21 protein-coding genes are annotated in these 22,965 nt (G+C 40.7%); 16 read left to right on the top strand and 5 right to left on the bottom strand.

The window, feature by feature from the left end; all coding sequences use genetic code 11:
- Positions 1–3: 3 nt before the first annotated feature.
- The 7 genes from NSQ54_13645 (at position 4) to NSQ54_13615 (ending at position 9,827) form a co-directional block, all read left to right on the top strand.
- Positions 4–2,865, top strand: a complete 2,862-nt coding sequence (locus NSQ54_13645) for a PD-(D/E)XK nuclease family protein (protein ID WYP25356.1) — start codon at positions 4–6, stop codon at positions 2,863–2,865.
- The gene (locus tag NSQ54_13640) at positions 2,862–6,161 is read left to right on the top strand and encodes a UvrD-helicase domain-containing protein (GenBank protein WYP25355.1); all 3,300 of its coding nucleotides are present in this window, start codon (positions 2,862–2,864) and stop codon (positions 6,159–6,161) included. The genes NSQ54_13645 and NSQ54_13640 overlap by 4 nt, the downstream gene beginning before the upstream one ends.
- 81 nt (positions 6,162–6,242) lie before the next feature.
- On the top strand, positions 6,243–8,246 hold the full coding sequence (locus NSQ54_13635) for a chemotaxis protein CheA (protein WYP25354.1): 2,004 nt from the start codon (positions 6,243–6,245) through the stop codon (positions 8,244–8,246).
- A 23-nt stretch (positions 8,247–8,269) separates the two neighbouring features.
- Positions 8,270–8,710 (top strand): chemotaxis protein CheW, encoded by a 441-nt coding sequence (locus tag NSQ54_13630; GenBank protein ID WYP25353.1) that lies wholly within the window; start codon positions 8,270–8,272, stop codon positions 8,708–8,710.
- A 16-nt stretch (positions 8,711–8,726) separates the two neighbouring features.
- The gene (locus NSQ54_13625; protein WYP25352.1) at positions 8,727–9,095 is read left to right on the top strand and encodes a response regulator; all 369 of its coding nucleotides are present in this window, start codon (positions 8,727–8,729) and stop codon (positions 9,093–9,095) included.
- Between the two features lie 207 nt (positions 9,096–9,302).
- Positions 9,303–9,599, top strand: a complete 297-nt coding sequence (locus NSQ54_13620) for an IDEAL domain-containing protein (protein WYP25351.1) — start codon at positions 9,303–9,305, stop codon at positions 9,597–9,599.
- An 87-nt stretch (positions 9,600–9,686) separates the two neighbouring features.
- Positions 9,687–9,827 (top strand): lmo0937 family membrane protein, encoded by a 141-nt coding sequence (locus NSQ54_13615; protein WYP25350.1) that lies wholly within the window; start codon positions 9,687–9,689, stop codon positions 9,825–9,827.
- A 29-nt stretch (positions 9,828–9,856) separates the two neighbouring features.
- On the opposite strand, the gene NSQ54_13610 is transcribed toward NSQ54_13615, so the two are convergent.
- A complete protein-coding gene (locus NSQ54_13610; GenBank protein WYP25349.1) occupies positions 9,857–10,051 on the bottom strand; it encodes a hypothetical protein in 195 nt (64 codons plus the stop codon).
- Positions 10,052–10,167: 116 nt separating this feature from the next.
- Here NSQ54_13610 and NSQ54_13605 point away from each other — a divergent pair, with 116 nt between their 5' ends.
- The 9 genes from NSQ54_13605 to NSQ54_13565 all read left to right on the top strand — a co-directional run bounded on the left by NSQ54_13605 (position 10,168) and on the right by NSQ54_13565 (position 17,684).
- Positions 10,168–10,998 (top strand): arginine deiminase family protein, encoded by an 831-nt coding sequence (locus NSQ54_13605; protein ID WYP25348.1) that lies wholly within the window; start codon positions 10,168–10,170, stop codon positions 10,996–10,998.
- Positions 10,999–11,274: 276 nt separating this feature from the next.
- Entirely contained in the window at positions 11,275–12,738 is a 1,464-nt protein-coding gene (locus tag NSQ54_13600; GenBank protein ID WYP28563.1) for an acyl-CoA carboxylase subunit beta, read from the top strand.
- 68 nt (positions 12,739–12,806) lie between these two features.
- Entirely contained in the window at positions 12,807–13,373 is a 567-nt protein-coding gene (locus tag NSQ54_13595) for a hypothetical protein (GenBank protein WYP25347.1), read from the top strand.
- A 187-nt stretch (positions 13,374–13,560) separates the two neighbouring features.
- The gene (locus tag NSQ54_13590) at positions 13,561–14,649 is read left to right on the top strand and encodes an AI-2E family transporter (GenBank protein ID WYP25346.1); all 1,089 of its coding nucleotides are present in this window, start codon (positions 13,561–13,563) and stop codon (positions 14,647–14,649) included.
- Positions 14,650–14,701: 52 nt separating this feature from the next.
- Positions 14,702–15,073, top strand: a complete 372-nt coding sequence (locus NSQ54_13585; GenBank protein WYP25345.1) for a rhodanese-like domain-containing protein — start codon at positions 14,702–14,704, stop codon at positions 15,071–15,073.
- A 74-nt stretch (positions 15,074–15,147) separates the two neighbouring features.
- Positions 15,148–15,423, top strand: a complete 276-nt coding sequence (locus NSQ54_13580; protein ID WYP25344.1) for a hypothetical protein — start codon at positions 15,148–15,150, stop codon at positions 15,421–15,423.
- Between the two features lie 139 nt (positions 15,424–15,562).
- Entirely contained in the window at positions 15,563–16,330 is a 768-nt protein-coding gene (gene yjfP, locus NSQ54_13575; protein WYP25343.1) for an esterase, read from the top strand.
- A gap of 37 nt (positions 16,331–16,367) precedes the next feature.
- Positions 16,368–17,189 (top strand): YitT family protein, encoded by an 822-nt coding sequence (locus tag NSQ54_13570; GenBank protein WYP25342.1) that lies wholly within the window; start codon positions 16,368–16,370, stop codon positions 17,187–17,189.
- Between the two features lie 12 nt (positions 17,190–17,201).
- Positions 17,202–17,684: a BsuPI-related putative proteinase inhibitor gene (locus tag NSQ54_13565; GenBank protein ID WYP25341.1), complete on the top strand. Its 483-nt coding sequence runs from the start codon at positions 17,202–17,204 to the stop codon at positions 17,682–17,684.
- Positions 17,685–17,728: 44 nt separating this feature from the next.
- Here NSQ54_13565 and NSQ54_13560 read toward each other — a convergent pair whose 3' ends face one another.
- The 4 genes from NSQ54_13560 to NSQ54_13545 all read right to left on the bottom strand — a co-directional run bounded on the left by NSQ54_13560 (position 17,729) and on the right by NSQ54_13545 (position 22,903).
- Positions 17,729–17,887, bottom strand: coding sequence for a hypothetical protein (locus NSQ54_13560; GenBank protein ID WYP25340.1), 159 nt, complete (start codon positions 17,885–17,887; stop codon positions 17,729–17,731).
- 15 nt (positions 17,888–17,902) lie between these two features.
- Complete coding sequence (locus tag NSQ54_13555) at positions 17,903–20,908, bottom strand: DEAD/DEAH box helicase (GenBank protein WYP25339.1); 3,006 nt, start codon at positions 20,906–20,908, stop codon at positions 17,903–17,905.
- On the bottom strand, positions 20,901–22,160 hold the full coding sequence (locus NSQ54_13550; protein WYP25338.1) for a hypothetical protein: 1,260 nt from the start codon (positions 22,158–22,160) through the stop codon (positions 20,901–20,903). Before NSQ54_13550 ends, NSQ54_13555 begins: the two co-directional genes overlap by 8 nt.
- A gap of 143 nt (positions 22,161–22,303) precedes the next feature.
- A complete protein-coding gene (locus NSQ54_13545; protein WYP25337.1) occupies positions 22,304–22,903 on the bottom strand; it encodes a hypothetical protein in 600 nt (199 codons plus the stop codon).
- Positions 22,904–22,965: the final 62 nt, after the last annotated feature.

Below are 22,965 nucleotides of genomic sequence, written 5' to 3'. Positions count from 1 at the left end.
TAGATGGCACAACAAAAGGTATATGGTACAAGCCTATCTGCAATAGGGAGCGAACAAAGAGTTAAACAGTATGCGGACCGGATGAAAGAAGATCATGTAACGGTTCTATACTTAATGCCATCAGGTACCTGGTTAAATAAAGCTAGGTCTACACATTATCCTTTGTCATTCGGTACGTTTGATGATTTAGCTAGCTCAATACTTGATTTTTATAACATGGCGTTTCTTTCTTTAACGGAACAAGAAAGAACGCTTTTTTTTCAACGGATTTTAGAGGCGAGTCGTCAGGAGGATGCTCGCTCACCTAGAGAAAAAGCACGTGCGTATGCCGATACGTATGGTCAAATCAAAAGGCTTGGTTTATCCATTGATGCGGTAAAAGAATCGTTTCCTACATGTATGCCTACGTTTTTAACCTATGAAACGATGCTAGAAGACTACAAAATGATTGACCCCGAACAAAAGCTTTTATTTGCAGCTAGCTTACTTCGTTCAGGAAAAGACTTGCCTTTTCACGTGGTTGTCGAGGGCTTTTATGACTTTTCTCCATTACAATTCAAATTACTTGAAGGGCTATTTCATGCAAATGTCCCAGTATCTATTTATCTGCCTAATTTTCAAAAGCTTGATATGGTTGAGGAAACGTTAGCTGACCTACAAACGATTGGCTACGACATCCATTCATTTAAAGTGGAGGAATTACCGAAAGTGACTTCAACGGTTTCGGTTGTAAAGGCATCGAGTAATAAGGAGCAATGGACTGGACTGACGCAACAGATTCAACAACATACTGGAAAAGCCGGTATCGTTGTTCGTCCAGAGGAAAGAGAAGAGTGGATAAGAGAAGCAAAAGAACAACACCTGCCTACTACACAATCAACCATGATTCAGCTTGAGCAAACGTCTAGCTTTACACTCATCAGATATCTCTTGAACCCACCTCAAAATAGAAGTGAACATGTAGCTCTAACCACGGATATCTTGTCTTTTTATCGAGTGAAGGGAACCCGCTATATAAAAGCGCTCTATACCTTAAGGCGTACTGGGAAAACGGAGATTGATCAAGTCGATCAGCTACATGAACGGATAAATCAAGGAAGCTGGAAGCTAAAAGAAAGCTTCACAGATTACTTGCAGAAGTTGCTACACGAAATAGAGGAGTTGGCACTTAATCATTGGATAGAAGACCACATTACGAAAGAAACAGACCTGTCTGCTCTAACTGATTTACATTGTGAAAAACAAGCTATCCAAACAGTGCAAGAAACATTGGAATGGAAAGTAAAAGAGTATGGACAGTATCAACTGGATGACATGATTGTTTCATTCGAATTTTTTCAAACGTGGATAAATGAAACGTTTGGTAGCAAAGAACTTTATGGGGAAGCTGGAATTAGAACGGGAATTGAGTCCTATACATGGCAGCATATCGCCCACTTTGAAGGCGAAACGTTATTTGTTCCTTCAATGGGAGCTGACCACTTTCCGGGTAGACCGCAACTTGCAGGATATATTCAAGAAGCAGATCTGTATGCATGGGATATTCCGTATGGTAAGCCGACTCAAGCTCACTTTCGAAAAAAACAAGAAGCGTATTTTGAACAGCTTTTTTATGTTGCAAAGGAGATTGTTTTTAGTTATGTAGAGGGTGTTGATCCACATTCTCCTCTATTACCATCTTCATTTGTTGAAAAATTTGATACCACAGGCACATGGACGTTTGAAAAACGAATGACGAAGAAGGTAGCGAATCATCAAGAGGAGCAGAAGGAGATTCAAGCATATTGGAAAGGTAGACAGTATGAAGTAACAGATCTACCTGAAGATCTCATTGCGACAACTGAATCCATTCAAAGATTAGAAACTGGACTTGAGCCAATCTCCAGTGAAGCGACAGATCGTTTATCTAAATATTCAACGGTTGGAATTACGGCGTTAGAAAGCTATGCACGATGTCCCATTCGTTATTCTTTTGAACGATTGCTAGGTGTAAATGAACCGAAAACACAAGCAGTCGGCGTGTCCCACATTCTGATCGGACAGCTCGTTCATTCTATCATTGAATGGCTGTATCAAGAACTAGATGTGATTGGTATGCCATTTTCTAGCTTGAGCGAAGAGAAAAAAGAGATGGTTCCAAGTCTATTAAAACAAAAGCTTGAGGATGAATGGGAGGAAGTTGAACTTGAAAGTCCACATGTCTCAAAGCTAGAGTTAAATCTCTTAAAACAACAATGGTTACATCGATTGCTTGACTGGTGGAAGGCGGAGCGTAAACATTTCTGGGATAATGCAAAGCTTGCCAATATGCGCATTACTTCTTTAGAGAAACCACTTCAGCTAGACATGTCCGTAGGAAATCAGGAGACGATTCATTTAAAAGGGAAGATCGATCGAGTGGATCAACTCGGACAAGAATTTATTATTTATGATTACAAAACGGGTCATGCTAATCTTAAGATGGAGGACGAAGTAAGAACAGGGCTTAAACTTCAGCTTCCTCTGTACAGTTTTAGTTTAAGAGAGCAGCTAGAACGACAATCAACTGAGCCGTATGAAGCCATTGGAGCATCATACATTAGCTTACGATCACCTTCCAAACGCGCGAATAATGGGATTTGGAAAGAAAGTGAAGTTGGGAAGGGTTCTAGATTCTTTGTGAGTGCTCAATGTAAAAATAAAGAAGAGGAGCTCGGTACATCTGCGTTCCTTGATAAATACGAACTAGAAAAGAAGGTTCAAACACTCTGGCAGGGAATGACCCACGAATTTCCCGTTAAGCCACTTGACTGCAGAGACAGCTGTCCGTACGGGCCAATTTGTCGAGTAACAGATGAACAAAAGGAGGCCCAACTAGAAGGATGAGTATGACATTTAATGATCAGCAAACCGAAGCGATCTTTTCAACCGAACCATTAATCGTCATTGCAGCGGGAGCAGGTTCTGGAAAAACACGTGTGTTAACAGAGCGACTGATGCATCTTTGTGATGTGGGTCTCCACGAAACCGAATCACCAATGGGGACGGAATTAGATCAGATTGCAGCCATCACCTTTACAGAAAAAGCAGCGCGAGAAATGAAACAAAGGATCCGGGGTAGTCTTGAGCGGAAGGCTCAAGAATCTACTAATCCCGAAGAGGAAGAGTATTGGGATCGACAAAAGATCAAACTTGAAGGAGCCACAATTTCAACCTTTCATAGCTTCTGTCAAAGATTATTAAAACAGTATGCCTATCAAGCCGGGCTACCAGCCTCTTTTCAGGTGCTAGACGAGGTGTCAGCGAGTCTCTTAAAGCAAGAAATACTAGAGGAATTGTTTGAGACGGTTGAATTTTTTCAAGAAGCAGAGACTCTTATTCATTTGCTGAGTAAGGATCAGCTAAGTGCTTATTTAGTATCAGTTTACGATCAAGTAAGAGAACTTGTGCCAGGTGAAAACGTCGTTCAAACGTTTGATAGCTCAGATATTTGGGATAAGCAATGGACTGCGTTAACCAAAGAATGGAAAGAGCAATTAAAGGCATTCGATCAAAAAGGAAAAAAGGCCGTTCAGTTTTTTCCATCATCAGGACTGTCAGCTACAACTCAAAAACACGCGGATCGATTAGTTGCTTTTTTTGAACAGCCATTTAATAACGACTTGGATCAATATTTTCAAGAGCTATCCGAATGTATGCCTTCACGTATCAATAATAAGTGGCAGGATGAATTGCCAAGCTTGTTTGAGTTGTTTGAATGTGAGTGGAAGCCCTTAAAGAAACAAGGTGAACCGACACTAAATGATTTCTCACAGGATTCAAAGAATCAACTTACTAAGTTTATCCGGTTGCTTCAACAATTTGATGAGCTATATAAAAAGCAAAAGCTGTTTCAAGGGGCATTAGACTTTACTGATTTGCAGCAAAAAACATTAACACTACTTGAAGATCCAACCGTACAGGAAGCAACAAGACGTGAATATACTCACATAATGGTTGATGAATTCCAAGATACAAATGCTTTGCAGTTAGAAGTACTGAATCGAATCAACCCGAGCTACCGATTTATCGTTGGGGATACTAAACAATCAATCTATCAGTTCCGAGGAGCCGACGTCTCCATCATGAATCAGTTAGAATCAGATGCCGAGCTACAGTCGGAAAGCCGTCGAATTCTTATGAACCGTAATTATCGCACGGTAGAGCCAATTGTAGAGGCAGTGAATAGCATTTTCCAAAAGGCGATGACGGATTCACAGACGTATGCTTATCAAACGTTGTATCAACCGTTACATGCACATCGAGAATACGTTCATAACGGGGAAGAGGCCGTTGAAATTGTTACGGGGGAACAAGAGGAATATGACTTGTTAGCCAACCGAATGCTTAAAATGCAACGGGAACAGAATCAGATTGTTCAACGAGAGGATCACTGGTGCGCTCCAATGTGGAGAGATATGGCCATTTTAATTCCAACTAGAACTCATCTTAAGACGCTTGAACAATCACTTAAACGAAAGCAAATCCCTTATGAAATTCAAAGTGGGATTGGTTTTTATGAGAGACGTGAGGTTGTTGATTTCTTAATGCTTTTAAAGTGGATCAATGAACCGTTTGAAGACTTTTACTTATTAGCACTACTTAGAAGTCCGCTGTTTGGCTTAACGATAGATGATTTCTTATCGATTAAAGAATCATGTCAAGAGGGCCAAACGATTGGTGAATATCTGTGCTTTGATGAAAGCTTAGATCAAAATCATCAATCAAATGAGAGACTTGTTCGCTCAATAAGGCAGCTAAGACAGTGGATGGAAGATTGGATACCATTTACGATCGGTTCAACAACTGCCAGCTTTTATCAGCTTTTCGAACAAAGTGGCTTAAAGAATTCACTGCTGCTTCAAACGGGCGGTCCACAACGAGTGAAAAATGTAGAAAAGCTCATTGACGTCCTAATTGGTGAGAAAGAAACAAGTCTATCTTCCTTACTTGAAGCCATGGAACAAAGAATTCAGTTAAGTGAAAAAGAAGGTGATTCCAAGATCGAGCGTGCAGAAGGAAATGCGGTCACTATTATGACCGTACACGGTTCAAAAGGTCTTGAATTCCCCATTGTCTTTCTACCCCAGCTACATCAAAAGCCTCAAGGTGATAAAGGGAAGATTCGATTTCATTCTGAGCTAGGACTTGTCATGAATCTGGAAACAGAGGATGGGATAATGGATACTCCGGCATTCCAGCTGATAAAGCAAGAAGGAGATCGCAAAGCGATAGAAGAAGCCAAGCGATTGTTTTATGTGGCTTCTACACGAGCGAAGGATAAGCTAGTCCTGATTCGCCCCAATGTGAAGGCACATGCAGCATCATGGCTTGCAATGATTGAGCAGACAGATAATGAAACGTGGTACACAGAACAATATGTGGGAGAGTACGAGCCTTGGTCAGAAGAGACAAGCCGGACCATCCCTACGCCTAAAGTGAGGGCAGAGGCAAAACCCCCGCTTGTTCCACTCTCAGTGAGTGAGGTAATGAGCTATTACCATAATCCTGCTCAATATGTTGAAACATACTTGAAAAAAATTCATTCAAATCAGCGTAACCACGTTCAGACAGCACATACATCTGGTATCGCTGCAAACCGCTTAGGGACGTACGTTCACCGAGCGAGTGAATTAGTTGATCTTGGATGGAGTGTACAAGAGTCCGTGGACCTTACGTTACAAGAAGCTCGCGGTCAGTCAATCTATAGAACAGAGATGCAATCGCTTGTTCAAGCATATTCAAGGGTTTCTATTGGAGAGACGCTGAATCTTGAATGGAATTTCTCAGTTGAAGTAGAAGGAGCGCTACTTACTGGAATTATCGACCGCGTTACAAGGATGAACGGAGCACTTTGCCTAATTGATCTAAAAACGAATTTACTTGAAGATTCAGGGACCGAACTAATTGATTTTTACCGTGTTCAATTAATGATGTATAAGTGGGCATATGAGCAGACAACAGGACAAGCTGTTGATGGACTTTATCTCTTAGCTCTTCGTGATGAGGAGCAACCCATTCATGAAGTGAACCCAACTGAGGAAGAAGAGAGAAATCTTCGTTCGGTTATTCGACATCTGGTAAATTTAAAATCAGAGTCAACAACTACTGAAACCTACCTTCAAACGGACCGATATAAGTAAGAGAGGTCATAGGATTGTTATTTCATCTTACCTTCTTACCAAGATGAAAAGCAGAATGAAGAGAATGAGGTGGACGTAGTTTTGATGAACTCAGAATATTTGGCTGTGTTCCTTGATGAGAGTCAGGAACACCTGCAGGCAGTGAATGATCATCTATTAAAGCTTGAGAAACAGCCTGAAGATGAATCGATTGTCGGAGAGATTTTCCGCTCAGCCCATACGTTAAAAGGCATGTCGGCAACAATGGGTTATGAAGATTTAGCTCATTTAACCCATAACATGGAAAACGTATTGGATTTAATTCGGAATAAGAAGAAACAGGCGACAACAGAGATTATTGACATTATGTTTCAATCTGTTGATTCCCTTGAGAATATGGTAAATGACATTGCAAGTGGTGGGGACGGGAAGTTAGATGTCACATCGCTTGTCGCAGAGCTTGAAGCCATTGAAAAAGGCTCAAGCCAGGCTGTTAAAGAAGCAGCAGCGACAACGGAGCAAGTGGACCTACTTGAAGTGTATGATGAATATGAGCGGACTGTACTTGAAGAGTCTTTAGAGCAAGGGTACTCTGTTTATCAAATTAAAGTAGAGCTTGATGAGAAGGCGATGTTAAAGGCCGCTCGAGTATTTATGGTATTTGATGTACTGAATCAGTTGGGTGATGTCATCAAATCCTCACCAGCAACAGAGCTTCTAGAGGAAGAGCAGTTTGAGCGTGACTTTATAGTCACGGTGGTTTCAAAGGATTCAGGTGAAGTGATCAAAAACAAGATCCTTAAAATCTCTGAAATCTCAGATGTTGTTGTTCAATCAATGACAAGCTTTGTTCACACTACACAGGCAGAGGATCAGACACTACAGCCAGTACAAGAAAAACCAAGTGAGACTAAACAGGAGCCTGAAAAAGGCAAAGATGCTCAAAAGGCGCCTGAGAATAACAAAACGATTCGAGTAAACATTGATCGTTTGGATATACTTATGAACTTGTTTGAAGAGCTGGTCATTGATCGTGGAAGACTTGAACAAATCTCTGGAGAGTTAGTGAATGCAGAGCTTACCGAAACGGTAGAAAGAATGACTCGCACAACAGGAAATCTTCAAGAGATTATTTTAACGATGAGAATGGTACCAGTTGAAACGGTCTTTAATCGTTTTCCACGGATGATTCGTAACCTTTCAAAGGATTTAGGAAAACAAGTCCATCTTGAGATTGTTGGGGCTGAAACGGAGCTTGATCGCACAATCATTGATGAAATTGGTGATCCACTTGTGCATTTGCTGCGTAATTCCATTGATCACGGAATTGAGACACCAGAAGCGCGTATGGCAGTTGGTAAGCCAGCTCAAGGTACCGTTCTTTTAAAAGCGTATCATAGTGGGAATCACGTCTTTATTGAGATTAAGGACGATGGTGCTGGAATTAGCAGGGACAAGGTTTTAAATAAAGCTTTAAAAAATCAGCTAATTACAGAAGAAGACGCTAGATCATTGACCGACTCTCAAGTGTTTGGGTTGCTGTTTGAGCCAGGTTTTAGTACGGCAGAGCAAATAACGGACATCTCGGGACGGGGTGTAGGTCTTGATGTTGTGCGAAACACGTTTGAATCATTAGGTGGGGTCGTAACCGTTCACTCAGAGTTACATAAAGGATCAACCTTCTTAATTCAATTACCACTTACGTTATCCATTATTGATGTCATGCTCGTTGAGACAGGTGGAGAAAAATACGCGATTCCTCTCACATCAATTGTTGAAACAGCCATTGTAAACAAAGTCGACTTGTTTAGTGCGCATGGACAAAAGGTGATTGATTTTAGAGGGAAAGTAGTTCCACTTGTATTCATGCGAGATGTCTTTAATACACCAGTAGCTGATCTTGATGAAGACTTTTATTCCTTGGTTATTATTCAAAAAGGCGAACAGATTGCTGGCTTAGTAGTTGATTCCTTAATTGGACAGCATGATATTGTGTTAAAGTCGCTCGGCAATTACTTAACAAATGTGTTCGCGATTTCGGGAGCCACTATTCTTGGCGATGGTGAAGTGGCACTTATCGTGGATCCGAATGCGTTAATAAAATAAGATAAAGAAAGGAGAAATGGCTAATGAGTGTTGAAATCGTTGAAGAACAAATGAAAGTCATTATCTTTCAAATGCATACAGAAGAATACGCCATTAAAGTTAGTGAAATTCAGTCCATTGAACGGATGCAATCATTCACACGAATTCCGGGAACTGCTCCCTTTATAAAAGGAGTTATGAATCTTCGTGGTGTGATTACACCCATCATTGACTTAAGGCAAAAACTCGGTTTAGAAGAAAAAGAAGCTGATGAAACAACAAGAATTCTTATTACATCCAATGAAGAGCTTATTCTTGGTTTAATTGTTGATGGTGCAAATGATGTGATGGACATACCAGTAGAAAAAATCGAGCCCACACCTGAAGTAGTTGGAGGCGTGGAAGCTCATTACTTAGATGGTGTGGTGAAGCTCGGAAGTCGCTTGTTCAGCTTAGTTAATTTAGAGAAGGTCATGCAGGATTAAAGAATGAGGTGAACAGATGGCTACGATCTTAATCGTGGACGATGCAGCATTTATGCGGATGATGATTAAAGACATTCTTGTAAATGCTGGGTTGCAAGTAATTGGTGAAGCAGAAAACGGCTTACAAGCAGTAAAGCAATATCAAGCGCTCAAACCGGACCTCGTGACGATGGATATCACCATGCCAGAGCTTGATGGCATACAGGCATTAAAGAGGATTAAGGAGCTTGATCCTGATGCCAATGTCATTATGTGCTCGGCAATGGGACAGCAAGCTCTTGTCCTTGAGGCAATCCAATCTGGAGCCAAAGACTTTATCGTTAAACCGTTCCAAAAAGAACGAGTGGTTGAAACCATTCATCAGATCACAGATTCATTAAAGTAACGGATCATTGTTTTCTTAATGCAGTAAACAAAAAGAAAAAGAGTTAACTATAGCCGGGTGATTCTACTATTAGAGTCATCCGGCTTTTTTAAATACATTTCCTATAGATCAGCCGTGTGATCAGGTTTTACCGTCGAAAGAAGGGGGTACATATACAGCAACAACGAAAAAACTCGAGCAGAATCTAAAGCAAATGGGGGATATCAGATGAGCAACCAATTCGCAATGGATAAAGAGGTTTTAAAGCAGCTTGAAATTATTAAGAAACTGCAAAAGCGCTCCCAGGCTGCCGTTTATTCTCTTTATGCACAGGCAGTTCTAGAATACTCACTCTATTACACTAAAAAAAACCAATTGCTCGAGGCGATCGATGAATCACTTGTATCTAAAGACAAAGAACGCTTTATGTCTTTGACGAATGAATATCATATCTTAAAAGAAGAGTATAAAAGTGGAAAAACCATTTACGATTATGGTTTTAAGCTGCACTTAACATTTCAATAACTCAAAGATTTAACGGGTCTTTGAGTAAAGTGATACATGGAAACACAAACTAACGAGAAGCATATTTGAAATGTTGAGGTGATTAGAATGTTATGGACCATTTTATTAATTATTTTAGGGGTTTGGTTATTAGGTGTTATTTTCCGGGTTGCAGGAGGCCTCATTCACCTATTACTAATTGTTGCAGCCATTGTTCTTGTTTATAAGCTTTTTGTAAAGCGAAAATAAGTAAAAAAAGCTGCTGGAATGTAAACCAGTCAGCTTTTTTGCTCATTTGATTGAAATGCTTGATACCCATTTAGCAAAATGGGCGAAGGATGAATATAAAGGTCGTACATAAAACGTAACGCATCTTCCTGATTTTTCATATTTAATTGTATATAATGGTAAGCAGAATACAAATATTGATCCTGTTTAATCCATGTTAACAATGTATCAGGTTGCACATTCATAGGACACCCTCCTTTTGTACGGGTTCACCATTAGTATATGTAAACCCAGGGGGCAGGTTCGTATGCGCTTTCTGTTTGGCTGAATGAACGAAATAAAGGGAAAGAAGGAGTCTATCATGAAGAGTCATTGCCGTACAGAATATGACACACTAAAAGAAGTCATTTTATGTCCACCGGCCTATATGCGAATTAAGGAAGTGATTAATTCCATTCAGGCCCATTACAAGGACACAAATATTGATATTCCTACCGCACTTAAACAACATCAAACGCTCATTGATACATTATCCTCTTTAGGAGTTCAGATTCATGAACTTACTGCAGATGAATCATTCCCTGAGCAAGTATTCACACGCGATATTGGGTTTGTTCTTGATCAAACGATGTATCTTGCAGCATTAGAACGACCTATTCGTCAAGGTGAAGAACAGGTTTTAAAAACCTACCTTGACCAAAAACAAATTGCCTTCGAATCAATTACAGAAGGTACGATTGAGGGCGGGGATGTCATCATTGATGGAGACCATATCTATATAGGTGTAAGTAGCAGAACGTGTACGGAGGTTATTGAGCGCATCAAAAAACAACATCCAGATAAAACCGTTCAACCTATTCATTTTGATAGTTCCTACCTGCATTTAGACTGTGTGTTTAATCCCGTTTCTGATTCTCTGGCATTAATCTACCCAGATGCGATTGAGCCTGAGAGTGTGAAGATCTTATCCGAACATTATTCATTTATTGAGGTTTCTAAGGAAGAACAATTTTCTCTTGCGGTTAATGTTCTCTCCATTGGCGAAGGAAAGATTATTGTTCTTCCTGAAAATAAGGATACGAATAAAAAGCTTACAGAAAAGGGATTCGATCTTTACGAAGTGCCTTTCTCTGAAATTATTAAATCAGGTGGTTCGTTCCGCTGTGTCACGATGCCTTTAATAAGATTGTAAGGGTGATCCAAGAAGAGGCTGAGGCAAAATAAAAAATCAATGAGATAATGGCGAATGATTCTAAGATTGAATCATTCGCCATTTGTATTTTTAGTAAGACGAGCGAGAGATTCTCCCGTAGCGGATATTGTGCTATGTTCGTGTTTTGTTAATCAAATGAATGGTATCTCCCGACCTCTTGTATAATCTCAGCTCTGGTTGGACATATAAAAGGTAGACAATGAGGTGAGATACGTGAACCATGAAGCATTAGAGCACTTAGAATCTAAGCGCCAAATGATCCAATCAGAAGAGCGAGTCAAAAAAGAAAAGCAACATAAAAAGGGAAAGAAAACGGCTCAAGAACGATTGGATGAGCTTCTTGATTCAGGCAGTTGGACCGAGTATCAGCAGTTTACTTGTGGATCAGATCAAGACAAATCTTATCCAAACGATGGAGTGGTCATTGGTGTTGGGACCATTCATGGAGTGAAAGTGTGCGTGTATGCGCAAGATTTCACCGTAGCAGGTGGATCTCTGGGTAACATTCATGCACAGAAGATTGCTTGGATCATGGACCTCGCGCATGATATGGGCGCTCCGATTATTGGGCTAAATGATTCGGGTGGAGCTAGAATCCAGGAAGGAATTGCAGCACTGGAGGGATACGGGAACATCTTTTATCGAAATGCTACCTATTCTGGAGTGATCCCACAGATCTCGTTAATCGTTGGACCGTGCGCAGGAGGGGCTGTCTATTCGCCTGCATTAACTGATTTTATCTTTATGGTTGAAAAAACAAGCCAAATGTTTATCACAGGACCTAAGGTTGTGCAAGCTGTAACCGGTTCAAGCAGTTGTCCAGAGGAGCTCGGAGGCGCCACGATGCATGCGACCATAAGCGGGAATGCGCATGTGACAACACAAACAGAGGAGCATTTATTTCAACAGGTGCGAGCATTACTTTGTGCATGGAAGCCTGTTCCATCAAGTGATGTGGTTGCACCAAACGTAAAGCAAATCGATCATATGTTACCGGAAGATTCAAGAAAGGGCTACGATAGCAAAAAGGTCATCTGTGGACTGGTCGATGTAGACTCCTTTTATGAAATTCATGAGAAATTTGCACGCAATATGATTGTTGGTTTTGCTAAATTAAATGGACAACCGATCGGCATGATTGCCACGAATCCAAAAGTAAAGGCCGGATGCATTGATGTGGACGCCTCAGACAAAGCAGCACGGTTTATTCGCTTCTGTGATTCATTTGGTTACCCCTTACTAGTGTTAGAGGATGTAAGTGGGTTTATGCCGGGAGTAGATCAAGAACAGGCCGGGTTAATTCGTCATGGAGCAAAAATCATTTACGCATTTGCCACAGCAACGGTCCCGAGAATAACGGTTGTTACTCGAAAAGCATATGGTGGGGCATTTGTAGCTCTAAATAGTAAAGCTATTGGAGCGGATTTTGTTTTTGCTTGGCCAGCTTCAGAGATTTCAGTTATGGGTCCAGAAGGCGCATCTTCCATTATTTACGCAAAAGAAATTCAGGAAAGTACAAATCCCGAACAAACAAAAAAAGAGAAAATGGACTTGTATCGCAAGCAGTATGCGTCTACATACAAAGCAGCTGAGGTTGGATTAATCGATGAGATTATCTCACCTGGTGAGACTAGAGAACGGCTGATCCAGGCATTTTCATTTCTGACCAATAAGAAGAGAACGCTACCTGAGCGAAAACATGGGAATATGCCGTTATAATCTTCTCTCTTATTCCAACCTGTGATAGCATATAAGTTGGTTTAAGTGATTAGGAGAGGAAGAGTTTAGTGGTTGTTTTATCAGAATTAACGTTTCAAATCATTTTAGTTGGTATCTTGCTTTCTCTTATAACGGTAGGAAGCATCTATTTACCCAGATTTATAAAGAAGAGATCAAAAAAGCATGACCATCTGATCTCCATTTTATTAAGTGCATTCGCTCTTGCTTCGTATATTCAGCTCAATTCATTTGTCCCTGTGGCTTACGAAAAAGACTACTTTGTAACGGGAACAGCTTTAGAGCAAGTGACAGACAAGCAAGCGAGAGCATTATCAGTACCTAGAGCTTTTGTTATTAATGAATATGAACAGCGACCTTTTCAGATTGAGTTATCAAGCGGGGATCATCAATTATATGTAACGGTTGAAACAACAGATTATCAGGCAGTAGTGGATTTCGCGAGTGAACATGATTCTCTTGTTGTTTTTAACCGAACAATTGATATGCTTGGTTATTTTCAAGAGCGGTTTACGGATACATATGCGAAATCTGCAAATGAACTTGACGACGTTGAAATGATTAAAGAACTCGAAGAAGCATTTCCAGAGCACACATTTACACTTACACAGTCTTAAAGCAAACGCAGATAAACCTCCTTGGTTGTCTGCGTTTTTTTCTATGCTTTTCGGGAATAGGTAGAGAGCTTCAAACATATTTATTGCCGGTCCACAATATTCTATAAAAACGCCTAAGTTCTCATTTCAGTTGTCAGATCAAGAGTGATATACTAAAAAAAACGTTGCAGGAAGGAATTTGCCCGATATGGTTCAATCGAAATTTTTTAGAGTGGGGCTTGGAACTGCTCTAGTTTTAATTATCATCTATTTAGCTTCACTTGTAGACTTCATTTTCCAACCAATTTCTTTACTTGTGCGAACACTTTTTGCACCGATAGCGATCGCAGGTGTGTTTTATTATTTAATGAGACCACTCGTTAATTTGCTTAGTAAGAAGGTTCCAAGAGGCTTGTCCATTTTAATTGTGTTTCTCGCATTAATTGGTCTTGGAACAGGAAGTGTTTTACTCGTAGGACCGGAAATTCAAAAGCAAACACAAAGCTTTATTGATAATGTTCCAAGCTACATAAATCAAGGTCAGGATATGCTTCTACAGTTACAAGAGAATGAATACGTGCAACGATTCCAGGAATCCAGCGAGAATTCCTTTAATGATCTTGTTGAACAATTTACAGGGAACCTGGAAGGGTACGTAAGTGCGATAGGTTCGAATATAGCTAAAATTGTGGGAGCCATCGCAAATGTGGTGATTGTATTAGTTATTGTCCCATTTGTATTGTTCTACCTTCTAAAAGAAGGAGACAAAGCGCCTGCTTTTCTTTTAAAATTTATCCCTTCTAAGCAACGAGAAGAAGCTAGACGAATCCTTTCAGATATGGACAATGCATTAAGTTCGTATCTACAGGGCCAAATTTTGGTGAGTGTCTGTGTTGGTGTACTTTGTTTAATTTTATATTTGAGCATCGGTATAGAGTACGCCCTCGTGCTTGCAATCGTTGCGATGCTTACCAACGTTATTCCCTTTATCGGGCCGTGGATCGGTACGGCTCCGGCGGTTATTGTAGCGATCTTTGATTCACCGTTTATGGTTGTTGCCGTTATTGTTGGGGTTCTAATCATTCAACAAATTGAAAGCAATCTGATCTCACCGCAAATTATGGGTCGTCAGCTAAATATCCATCCTGTAACGATTATTTTTCTATTACTTGCAGCAAGTCGTTTTGCGGGATTGCTTGGGTTACTACTTGCTGTTCCAACCTATGCTGTTGGTAAAGTCATCGTTTCACACACATACCGTTTGATAAAACTTAATCGAAGAAAACCTGTAGATTGACTTGACAGGGGCACTTTCGTACACTATATAAAAAGAATTTGAGGGTGAGAGTATGTCTTTTGAAGAAGATGGAATTGTACAGATTGACCAAGATGAGTTACGTGAGCTTATTTTAACGGGTGCAAAGGAACCAATTTTAATTGATGTTCGCGAATTGGATGAGTATGCAGAAGGGCATATTCCTGGTGTTCCGCTTATTCCAATGAATACCATTCCAAGCTTTGCAGATGATTTTGATCGCACGTCTTCTTACGTGTTTATTTGTAGAAGTGGAAAGCGAAGTCAAAATGTCGCGCGCTACTTAAAAGATCAAGGAATGTTGAATGTTCGTAACTTTGCTGGTGGGATGCTGTCATGGCAAGGCGACGTGAAGGAAGGGCTCGAATGGGTTGTTAAACAAACAGACGAGCTCTATAAAGATTGAAACGACAGAATTGATGTTTAAGTACGAGTTGAATAGGAAATTATAATAATAAGAAAAGGAAGGGGAGAGTAGTGATGGGAGTTAAAAAATGGCTTGTCGCTTCAGCAGTTGCAGGAGCAGTAAGTGGAGCGGTTATTTGGTTAAATGACGAATCACGTCGTAAACAAGTTTCAAAGGTTATGAAAGATTCGTACGCTAAAGTCTCTGATAAAATAACACCAGACCACACCAAAAAGGACGATCAATTAGGAAATCCTGTTCCGAAGTCGGAGGATAGTAAAATGGTAGGCGAAGGTGCATTGTATAGTGTACAACGCTACAATGAAGAGCAGCAGAAGCAATTAAAATAGGTAAGAGGCTGGGACAAAACTAAAAATCATTAAAAAGGGGCAAATGATTCTGCAATTGAATCATTTGCCGTTCGTATTTTTGTCAAATATAAGCTATGTTCTGGCCCTTATTTCTTTTTCAAAAAGGAGATATGTCACCATGATTTCAATAGTGAGAGAACAAGTAGATGATATTCCACTCTTACATGTTGCAAAAGAATCGCTCCATCAGCAGTCAAATCAACCTGTTGTTTTTTTCTTTCACGGGTTAACAAGTGCAAAAGATCAAAACTTACATATCGCGTACCAGCTTGCACAAAAAGGATTCCGAGTAATCTTACCTGATGCTCTGCATCACGGCGAGAGAGAAGCCGGTGTCACGGGAATGCAGCGAACGATTCTTCTTTGGGACATCGTTATGAACTCCATTCAAGAGCTGGACAAACTAAAAGATCACTTTATAGCACGAGGGCTGATTGATCCAAGTCGAATAGGTGTAGCAGGCACATCAATGGGAGGAATTACAACGTACGGCGCATTAAGTCAATATGAGTGGATACAATCGGCTGTGAGCCTAATGGGTAGTGCCTATTATGAACATTTCGCTACAATGCAAATTGAGCATATAGGCCGTCAAGGTTTTCAGGTTCCGGAGGTTCACGTGAACGAAACATTAGCAAAGCTCCGAACGTTTGATTTATCCACGCAGCTTCATAAGTTGAATGGAAGACCTTTAATGATTTGGCATGGAGAAGCTGACCAGGTTGTTCCTGCTCGTTATTCTACAACACTGTATAACGAATTACTTCACGATTATGAGCATTTTCCAGAACGACTAGCCCTTTATACAGAAAAAGAAACTGGGCATGCTGTATCTAGAAAGGCATTATTCCAATTAACTGACTGGTTTACCTCACACTTATTATAAAAAGAGGTATATGGGTAATAAAACAAGAGGTGTATGAATGATTAAAGAAGTCCAAAAAATGATCATTATTATTATTGGGTCGGCGTTGCTTGCCGCTTCATTAAATTTCTTTTTAATACCTGCAGATGTGTTTGCAAGTGGTTTTACGGGTGTTTCTCAATTAATTGCATCCCTATTTGATCTTTCAACCGGATTGCTGTTATTCTTATTAAACATTCCGGTTGCGATTCTTGGCTGGATGAAGGTCGGAAAAAGCTTTACCATTTATAGCTTTATCAGTGTAGCCATCACATCCTTTTTTCTCGAAGTACTACCTGAGTATGCGTTCTCGCAGGATATTCTATTAAACGCGGTGTTTGGTGGAGTGCTTGGTGCAGTTGGTGCTGGCCTTATGCTAAGATGGGGTGCCTCGTCCGGTGGCTTGGACATTATCGCTTTGGTTCTTGCAAGGTATAGTGACCGTCCGGTAGGAATCTACTTTTTTGTGTTAAACAGCTTAATTGTACTGGCCGCGGGTATCTTATTTGATCCAGAGAAGGCGTTGTATACGCTTGTTGCATTGTACGTTACGTCTAGGGTGATTGATGCGATCCATACTCGATATGTTAAGCTTACTGCAATGATTGTGACGAATCATGCAGAGGAGCTGCGAGCTGCGATTCACGAACGCTTGGTTCGGGGGATCACAAGAGTACCTGCAAAAGGAGGATATACCTCTGACGATAAAGAAGTATTATTTATCGTGTTAACCCGTTATGAGCTATATGACCTTAAGACGATTATTAATGATGTTGATCCCGAAGCGTTTACGAATATTGTTGAAACAGCAAGCGTCTACGGATTATTCAATAAACAATAGGGAGTGAACATCATGTACAAAATGCTTACGTCCATTCTTGTTTTAGGATTTCTTTTTGCTTTAACCGCTTGTGGGCAAGAAACAGAAGCACCTGATGAGAACGAATCAAATCAGCAAGGAGTGGAAGAAATGAATGGCTGGCAGCTTGAAGTACAAGCCGTACAGGATAGTGAGCAGCTGCGTGTGAACATGCTGTTAACGAATAAAACAGACGAAGTTCAGACTCTGATCTATCCTAGCTCGCAAACGTATGAGCTTGTATTAACCGATGAATCAGAAGAAGAAGTGTACCGATTTTCGGAAGGCATGATGTTTACAATGGCTTTAATTGAAGAGGAGATTGAAACAGGAGGAACCCAGAAGTTTCAAGAATCCATTTCTGTAGCCGATCTTGAAGAAGGACATTATACGTTGTCAGCAGAGATTGTAGGCAAGCCTCAAAATGAAGTAGAATTACCAGTTACAACGATTGACGTCGATATTACAAAGTCATAAGAAAAAGCTCTGACCCATGGTATTTCCATGAGTCAGAGCTTTTTTTATTTTGTCTTTGATTCAGATTGAATGGCTTCTTGTACAGCCTTCTTAAACGTGGTCCACGCTTTTCCTTCTTCATCATCTGTTTGTAACATGTCATTTGATATTGGTTCTAAAGGTTTCTTTTTGCCATACCAATACGTTTTAAATAGAGGATCCATCCGTTGATTGCTCCTTTACTCTTTGGTTAGACGGATAAGCTGTAAGACTTCGTCATCCGACATTTCCGTGAATTGAGCTGCCTCTGAGGATAAGATTTCGTCGGCCAGTGTTTGTTTTGAAACAAGCATTCGGTTAATTCGTTCCTCGACTGTTCCGGTTGTAATCAGTTTATGGACTGTTACATCTGAGGTTTGACCAATTCGAAATGCGCGGTCCGTCGCTTGATTCTCAACTGCTGGGTTCCACCAGCGGTCGTAATGAATCACATGAGTCGCTGCCGTTAAGTTTAACCCAACGCCTCCAGCTTTTAAGGAAAGCACAAAAGCCGATGTTTGCTCATTAGTTTGGAAATCAGTAATTAAGGCCTGCCTCATGGCTCTCGTAAGACTACCGTGTAAAAAGGGAACCGGATGATTCATACGTTTTTCAAGCTCTTGAGTAATCAGTGAGCCCATTTCTTTGTACTGAGTGAAGATCAGTACCTTTTCTCCACGTTCTTGAATGGAATCAATAATTCGCAAAAATTCATCCCACTTACCAGATTCGTGTGCGTCCATGTCTCGTGTTTTCAAGAAGTGAGCAGGGTGATTACAAATCTGTTTGAGCCTCGTTAAGCTTCTCAGGATAAGCGAACGTCGTTCCATGTTGGAAACTTCATGCAGCTGCTTAGACACTTCCTCCACCACAGCTTGATAATAAGCGGCCTGTTCAAGAGAAAGGTGCACGTGATGAAGCTGCTCCTTCTTCTCGGGTAAATTTAACTGAAGCGTTAAATCATCCTTTTTACGTCTTAAAATAAATGGGCGAATCGTTGCTTGTAGCTGCTCGAGTCGTTCTGAATCTTTTTCTTTCTCAATTTTTTTTATAAATTGATTTTGAAATGCATGATAGCGGCCAAGTAAGGTCGGGTTTGTCACGTCCATTAATGACCAGAGCTCTCTTAAGCGGTTTTCAATAGGCGTACCAGTTAAAGCAAGGATGTGATTTGCTTTAAATTGCTTGATCACTCTTCGCTGTTTAGTATCAACATTCTTAATATGCTGTGCTTCATCAAGAACCATTCCATTCCAATGGATGTTTTGAAAGGCTTCAGCATCTCGTACAGCAAGCTGGTAGGAGGTTAAGACTAAATCCCATTCTTCAAGCTCTTGACTATCTAGAAGCTGCGTAATGCGCGTTTGCCCGTGATGAATAAACACTCTCAGAGATGGAGCAAATTGCTGGGCCTCGTGCGCCCAATTATATAGAAGAGACGTTGGACAAATTAAGAGAAACGGCTCTGAATGGTCTGTTTGAGCCTGTTTTTGAGCCTCTTTCACATACAGCATATACACTAAGGTCTGAATGGATTTGCCAAGGCCCATATCATCTGCTAATACGCCTCCAAAGCCCGCACGACGTAAGTGGGTAAGCCAGGATACTCCCTTATGCTGATACTCTCTAAGCTCGCCAGGAAATGTTTCTGGTAGAGAGATAAGAGGGGGCTCCTCCTGATAGACTTTTGTGAGCCGTTCTTTCATCTCTTCCTGCCATTCAATCTCCCATTCAACATCAAGATCAAGGTCATCTTCTCCGACCGCTTCATCAAGAAGTAGGGTATCTAAATAGGTCGCTTGTTGATCAAGCTTGTCAAGGTAGGATTCAAGCTTCTTTGCCATGGATGGGTCCCATGCAACCCATTGACCATTTTGATAGATGAAAGGTCTTTTTTCTTCTACAAATTGAGTGAAATCCTCAGATGAAAGCACCACATCTCCAATAGCAATTGTATACGTAAAGTCAGCAACATTCTCCCAATTTAATAGTGGTTCACTGTAGATATCCTGTTGTTTAGGTGTATCAACAGCTAAATTCACATTAAATGAATGCTTCTGCTTTAGCCAATTAGGAACAATTAAGTGCACACCTAGTTCTTGAAGGGTGCCGTCATATGTTGTACATAAGAGATAAACATCATCGGCATCTAACGAAACGGTTGCATTCGCTAAACTCATTTGTTCTAGAAAAGGAACGGCCTTTGAGATGGAAGCAGCATCCATTTTAAGATGACTGATTGGGTTTATGCGCCAAGGGTGTTCTCCCTTTTCTAGATCTGCCATTTCTACAATGTGCGTAGGGTGTTCACGATCGCTTAGACACAGTTTAACCTTCCACTCACCATTTGGATCAATGGGTTCTTCAACGCGAAGTGCCGTTTGAAAAGGGGTTTGCTTACTTGTCCCAAGTTCCTGCTCTAGACGCCCCTTAGGTTGAACCATTGGAGTTTGTTTAGCGGCTTTAGAAGCAAGAGTCTGTACGAGAGGTCTCCACTTTTCACCGACACTTTCACGCCATCCATCAAATGCTTCTTGTACAGTTGGCTTATTCATGACTGATCGTATAGAGGCATCTGCAATCGTGTGTAGAATGTTGGCTAATCGTTCTTCCTTTAATCGATCAGATTCTATATCTTTACTACTCGGTTGCTCCGCATGCAATGAGTAGCTTACTTGCGGTAAAGCAGCGGCCCATGATTTTAAAGGGATATGATTTTCTTTTAGTTTCCATGTACCATCTGCTGCCGGCAAAAATTGACCGTCCTCAATCAAGGATTTCACTTTATCAGCTAGGTCGATCCAAACGCTTAAGTCATAACCAAATTCAACAAAAGGAAGGTCAGACCACGTTTTAAGTAAGGCGAGCTGTGCAACAAACTCATCTGACGTAAGCTTAATGCCTTCAACAGGGAATGGATAATATTTTGTTTGCTGATCTGCTTGATACACAGTTGCATCCCCAGCAGGAGACTGCACTTGACGGTTTTGCAAAGGTACTTGTAAAACTGCCTGTCCCGTATGCACAAATGTGCCATAAAAGGAGTGGGGGTCGGTTTGATACAGCATTAATTTTAATTCAAAAGGTGAATAGAGAAATGGGTATTTAAAGCTATCCACTTGATCAAATCTGGACTTTTTGGTTTGTTCTGCCCACACAAAAAAGTGTTTATCTACCCATCCTCCATGAATGATCATTTTACGCATGGATCACATTCAGCTCCTTGATAAATGCACGGTAGGTTTTATACTCCGCTTTTAGTCGCTCTAAATAATCGTAGAAAAGAGCTTCTGAGTGATCGAGCTGATAAACCTGTAAAAGCTCCGACACGTAAAAAGCTGCTTTTTCATAATGTACTCTTGATTTCTTTTCCGCAAGTCGAACGACAAATTGGTGAAACACTGGTTTTAAAAGTTCAGGCGTAAAAGTCTTCATCGTTTCAATAAGTGCTTCTTTATCTTCATGTAAACGAGAAGGGTTTCGTTCATGCATTAAAAAATATTCAGCCGCTTTATCAAACCGTTGCTGATCATGAAGAAGACGAATATAGACTTGAACGGTCTGAGTTTGGTGAAGCTGTGCTTCGAGTCTCGGGAGTAGATAGTCAACAATTTGTTGTTTTTTATCTTTTTTCTCGTGAGCTGTAAGGGCTGCAAATCGTTGAAAGCTTGGTGCAAGCAACCAACGATCCCACACGTCCGTTAAAAATCCACCATTCTGATTTAAATGGGAATGACTGCGATCGGCAAAAGCTTGCAGAGAACCATATTTGTTTTGTGTTTTGGTTGGAAAGAGTTGCTTTAACCAATGCAGGATCGTTTCCCAGCGTTCACGAGATTCTAAGCACTTAAAGTGTATGGTTAATTGTTGCTCGGACCAGTTTGCTTTGAAAGTAAGCAATTGATCGAGTGCTTGCTTTTCTTTACCGACAAGTAAGGTCACATAGCTTTTTAATCGAACAGCTGCTGCAGAGCCACGATGTAACGAACTAGATGCAAGGCTTCCTTCTAGATGCTCCAAATGTCCTGCTGACAATGTAGGAATACAGTGTTCAATAATTGAAGGCCAGGGTGCATATTCATACTTCTGGTCCTGTTCCAGTCGCACAACAAGCTGTCTCATAAAAGCACGAACGGCCTGGGAATCTTTGTGCTCTTCTAACGCCTTATTGATGTCTTCTTCGAGTGATGTATAGAAATGTTCAAACCGTCTATGAGATTGTTCGGATGTACTGTTTTGAATCGATCGCTGAAACACGCCTTCAATATAAAGAAGATGCCCCCATACACCAGATTCGCTGTGGTGAGTATGAAGGGTATGCTTAGCCTCACTAGAAAGCAGCTCCAAATGACTAGCCGTAAAATAACGAGAAGCGGCTAGCTTTTTATAGGTTGAAACAACAGAAGGCTGTAGCTTGCTTGCTACCTCTTCAGTATTTATATGGATAGGGAATTTCATGCGTATCACCTCATCTATCTTAAAGCATCTCTCTATTGTAACTTTTTCTGAAAGAGAAATAAAGGTAGGGAGGATTATTGGGTATATGTATGGAGGGAGCCCGAAAAAATGCAAGCACCAGAACCTGTGCTTGCGGAGAATGATTAGAGAAGCTGTTTCACTTGCTCACGTCTGTTGATGAGGCGCTTTAACCTTTGCTTGTGGAGTGTAACCTTTTTTTCATTGTCCTCTTGAAGCGATTCAAATAGTTCCATTAAAACATAGTCAATTTCAAGATTCATCATGTTAAAGATTGTACGCGGATCTAAAGCTTTTCCGTCATCCCGATACTGGACCATCGAGCCATTTCGGTTCATCATGACCTTCTCACTCCCATCAATTTCAATCATGGATTCAATGTCCCCAGCTTGGTATGAGGTAATGTACATTGGGCCATTTCCTGCCCGTTTTACGATGCCATTTCCTTTTTCACATTGTAGTAGCTTCTCAAGAGCTGCAGCGAGGATTTCATCATAGATATTCAGCCTCTCTGCAGATAATGTTAAAAACGAAGCATTACGTACAAATGGAAGCTCGTGGATATAATCCTCCATTTCGATCATTAAGAAAATGGTGGTGGTATCGTATCTCCAGAAGAGAGAATAGTGCTGACTCATCATGCGCTTAATAAACTGATGAAGAGCCGTTTTCGTTAGCTCAATGTAGACTTCAGTAAACTCCACATCAAAATACGCGTCTCTCATGAGTGTGTACACCCCTTTTACAAGCGTCAAATACTGTTGTTAAGTTTGCTACATCATATGTA

Origin of the sequence: Alkalihalobacillus sp. FSL W8-0930 (genome assembly GCA_037965595.1) — a bacterium.
In the GTDB taxonomy this organism is placed as follows: domain Bacteria; phylum Bacillota; class Bacilli; order Bacillales; family Bacillaceae_D; genus Alkalicoccobacillus.
Note: the sequence above shows the minus strand (reverse complement) of the source record. Positions and strands in the feature narration are given on the sequence as shown.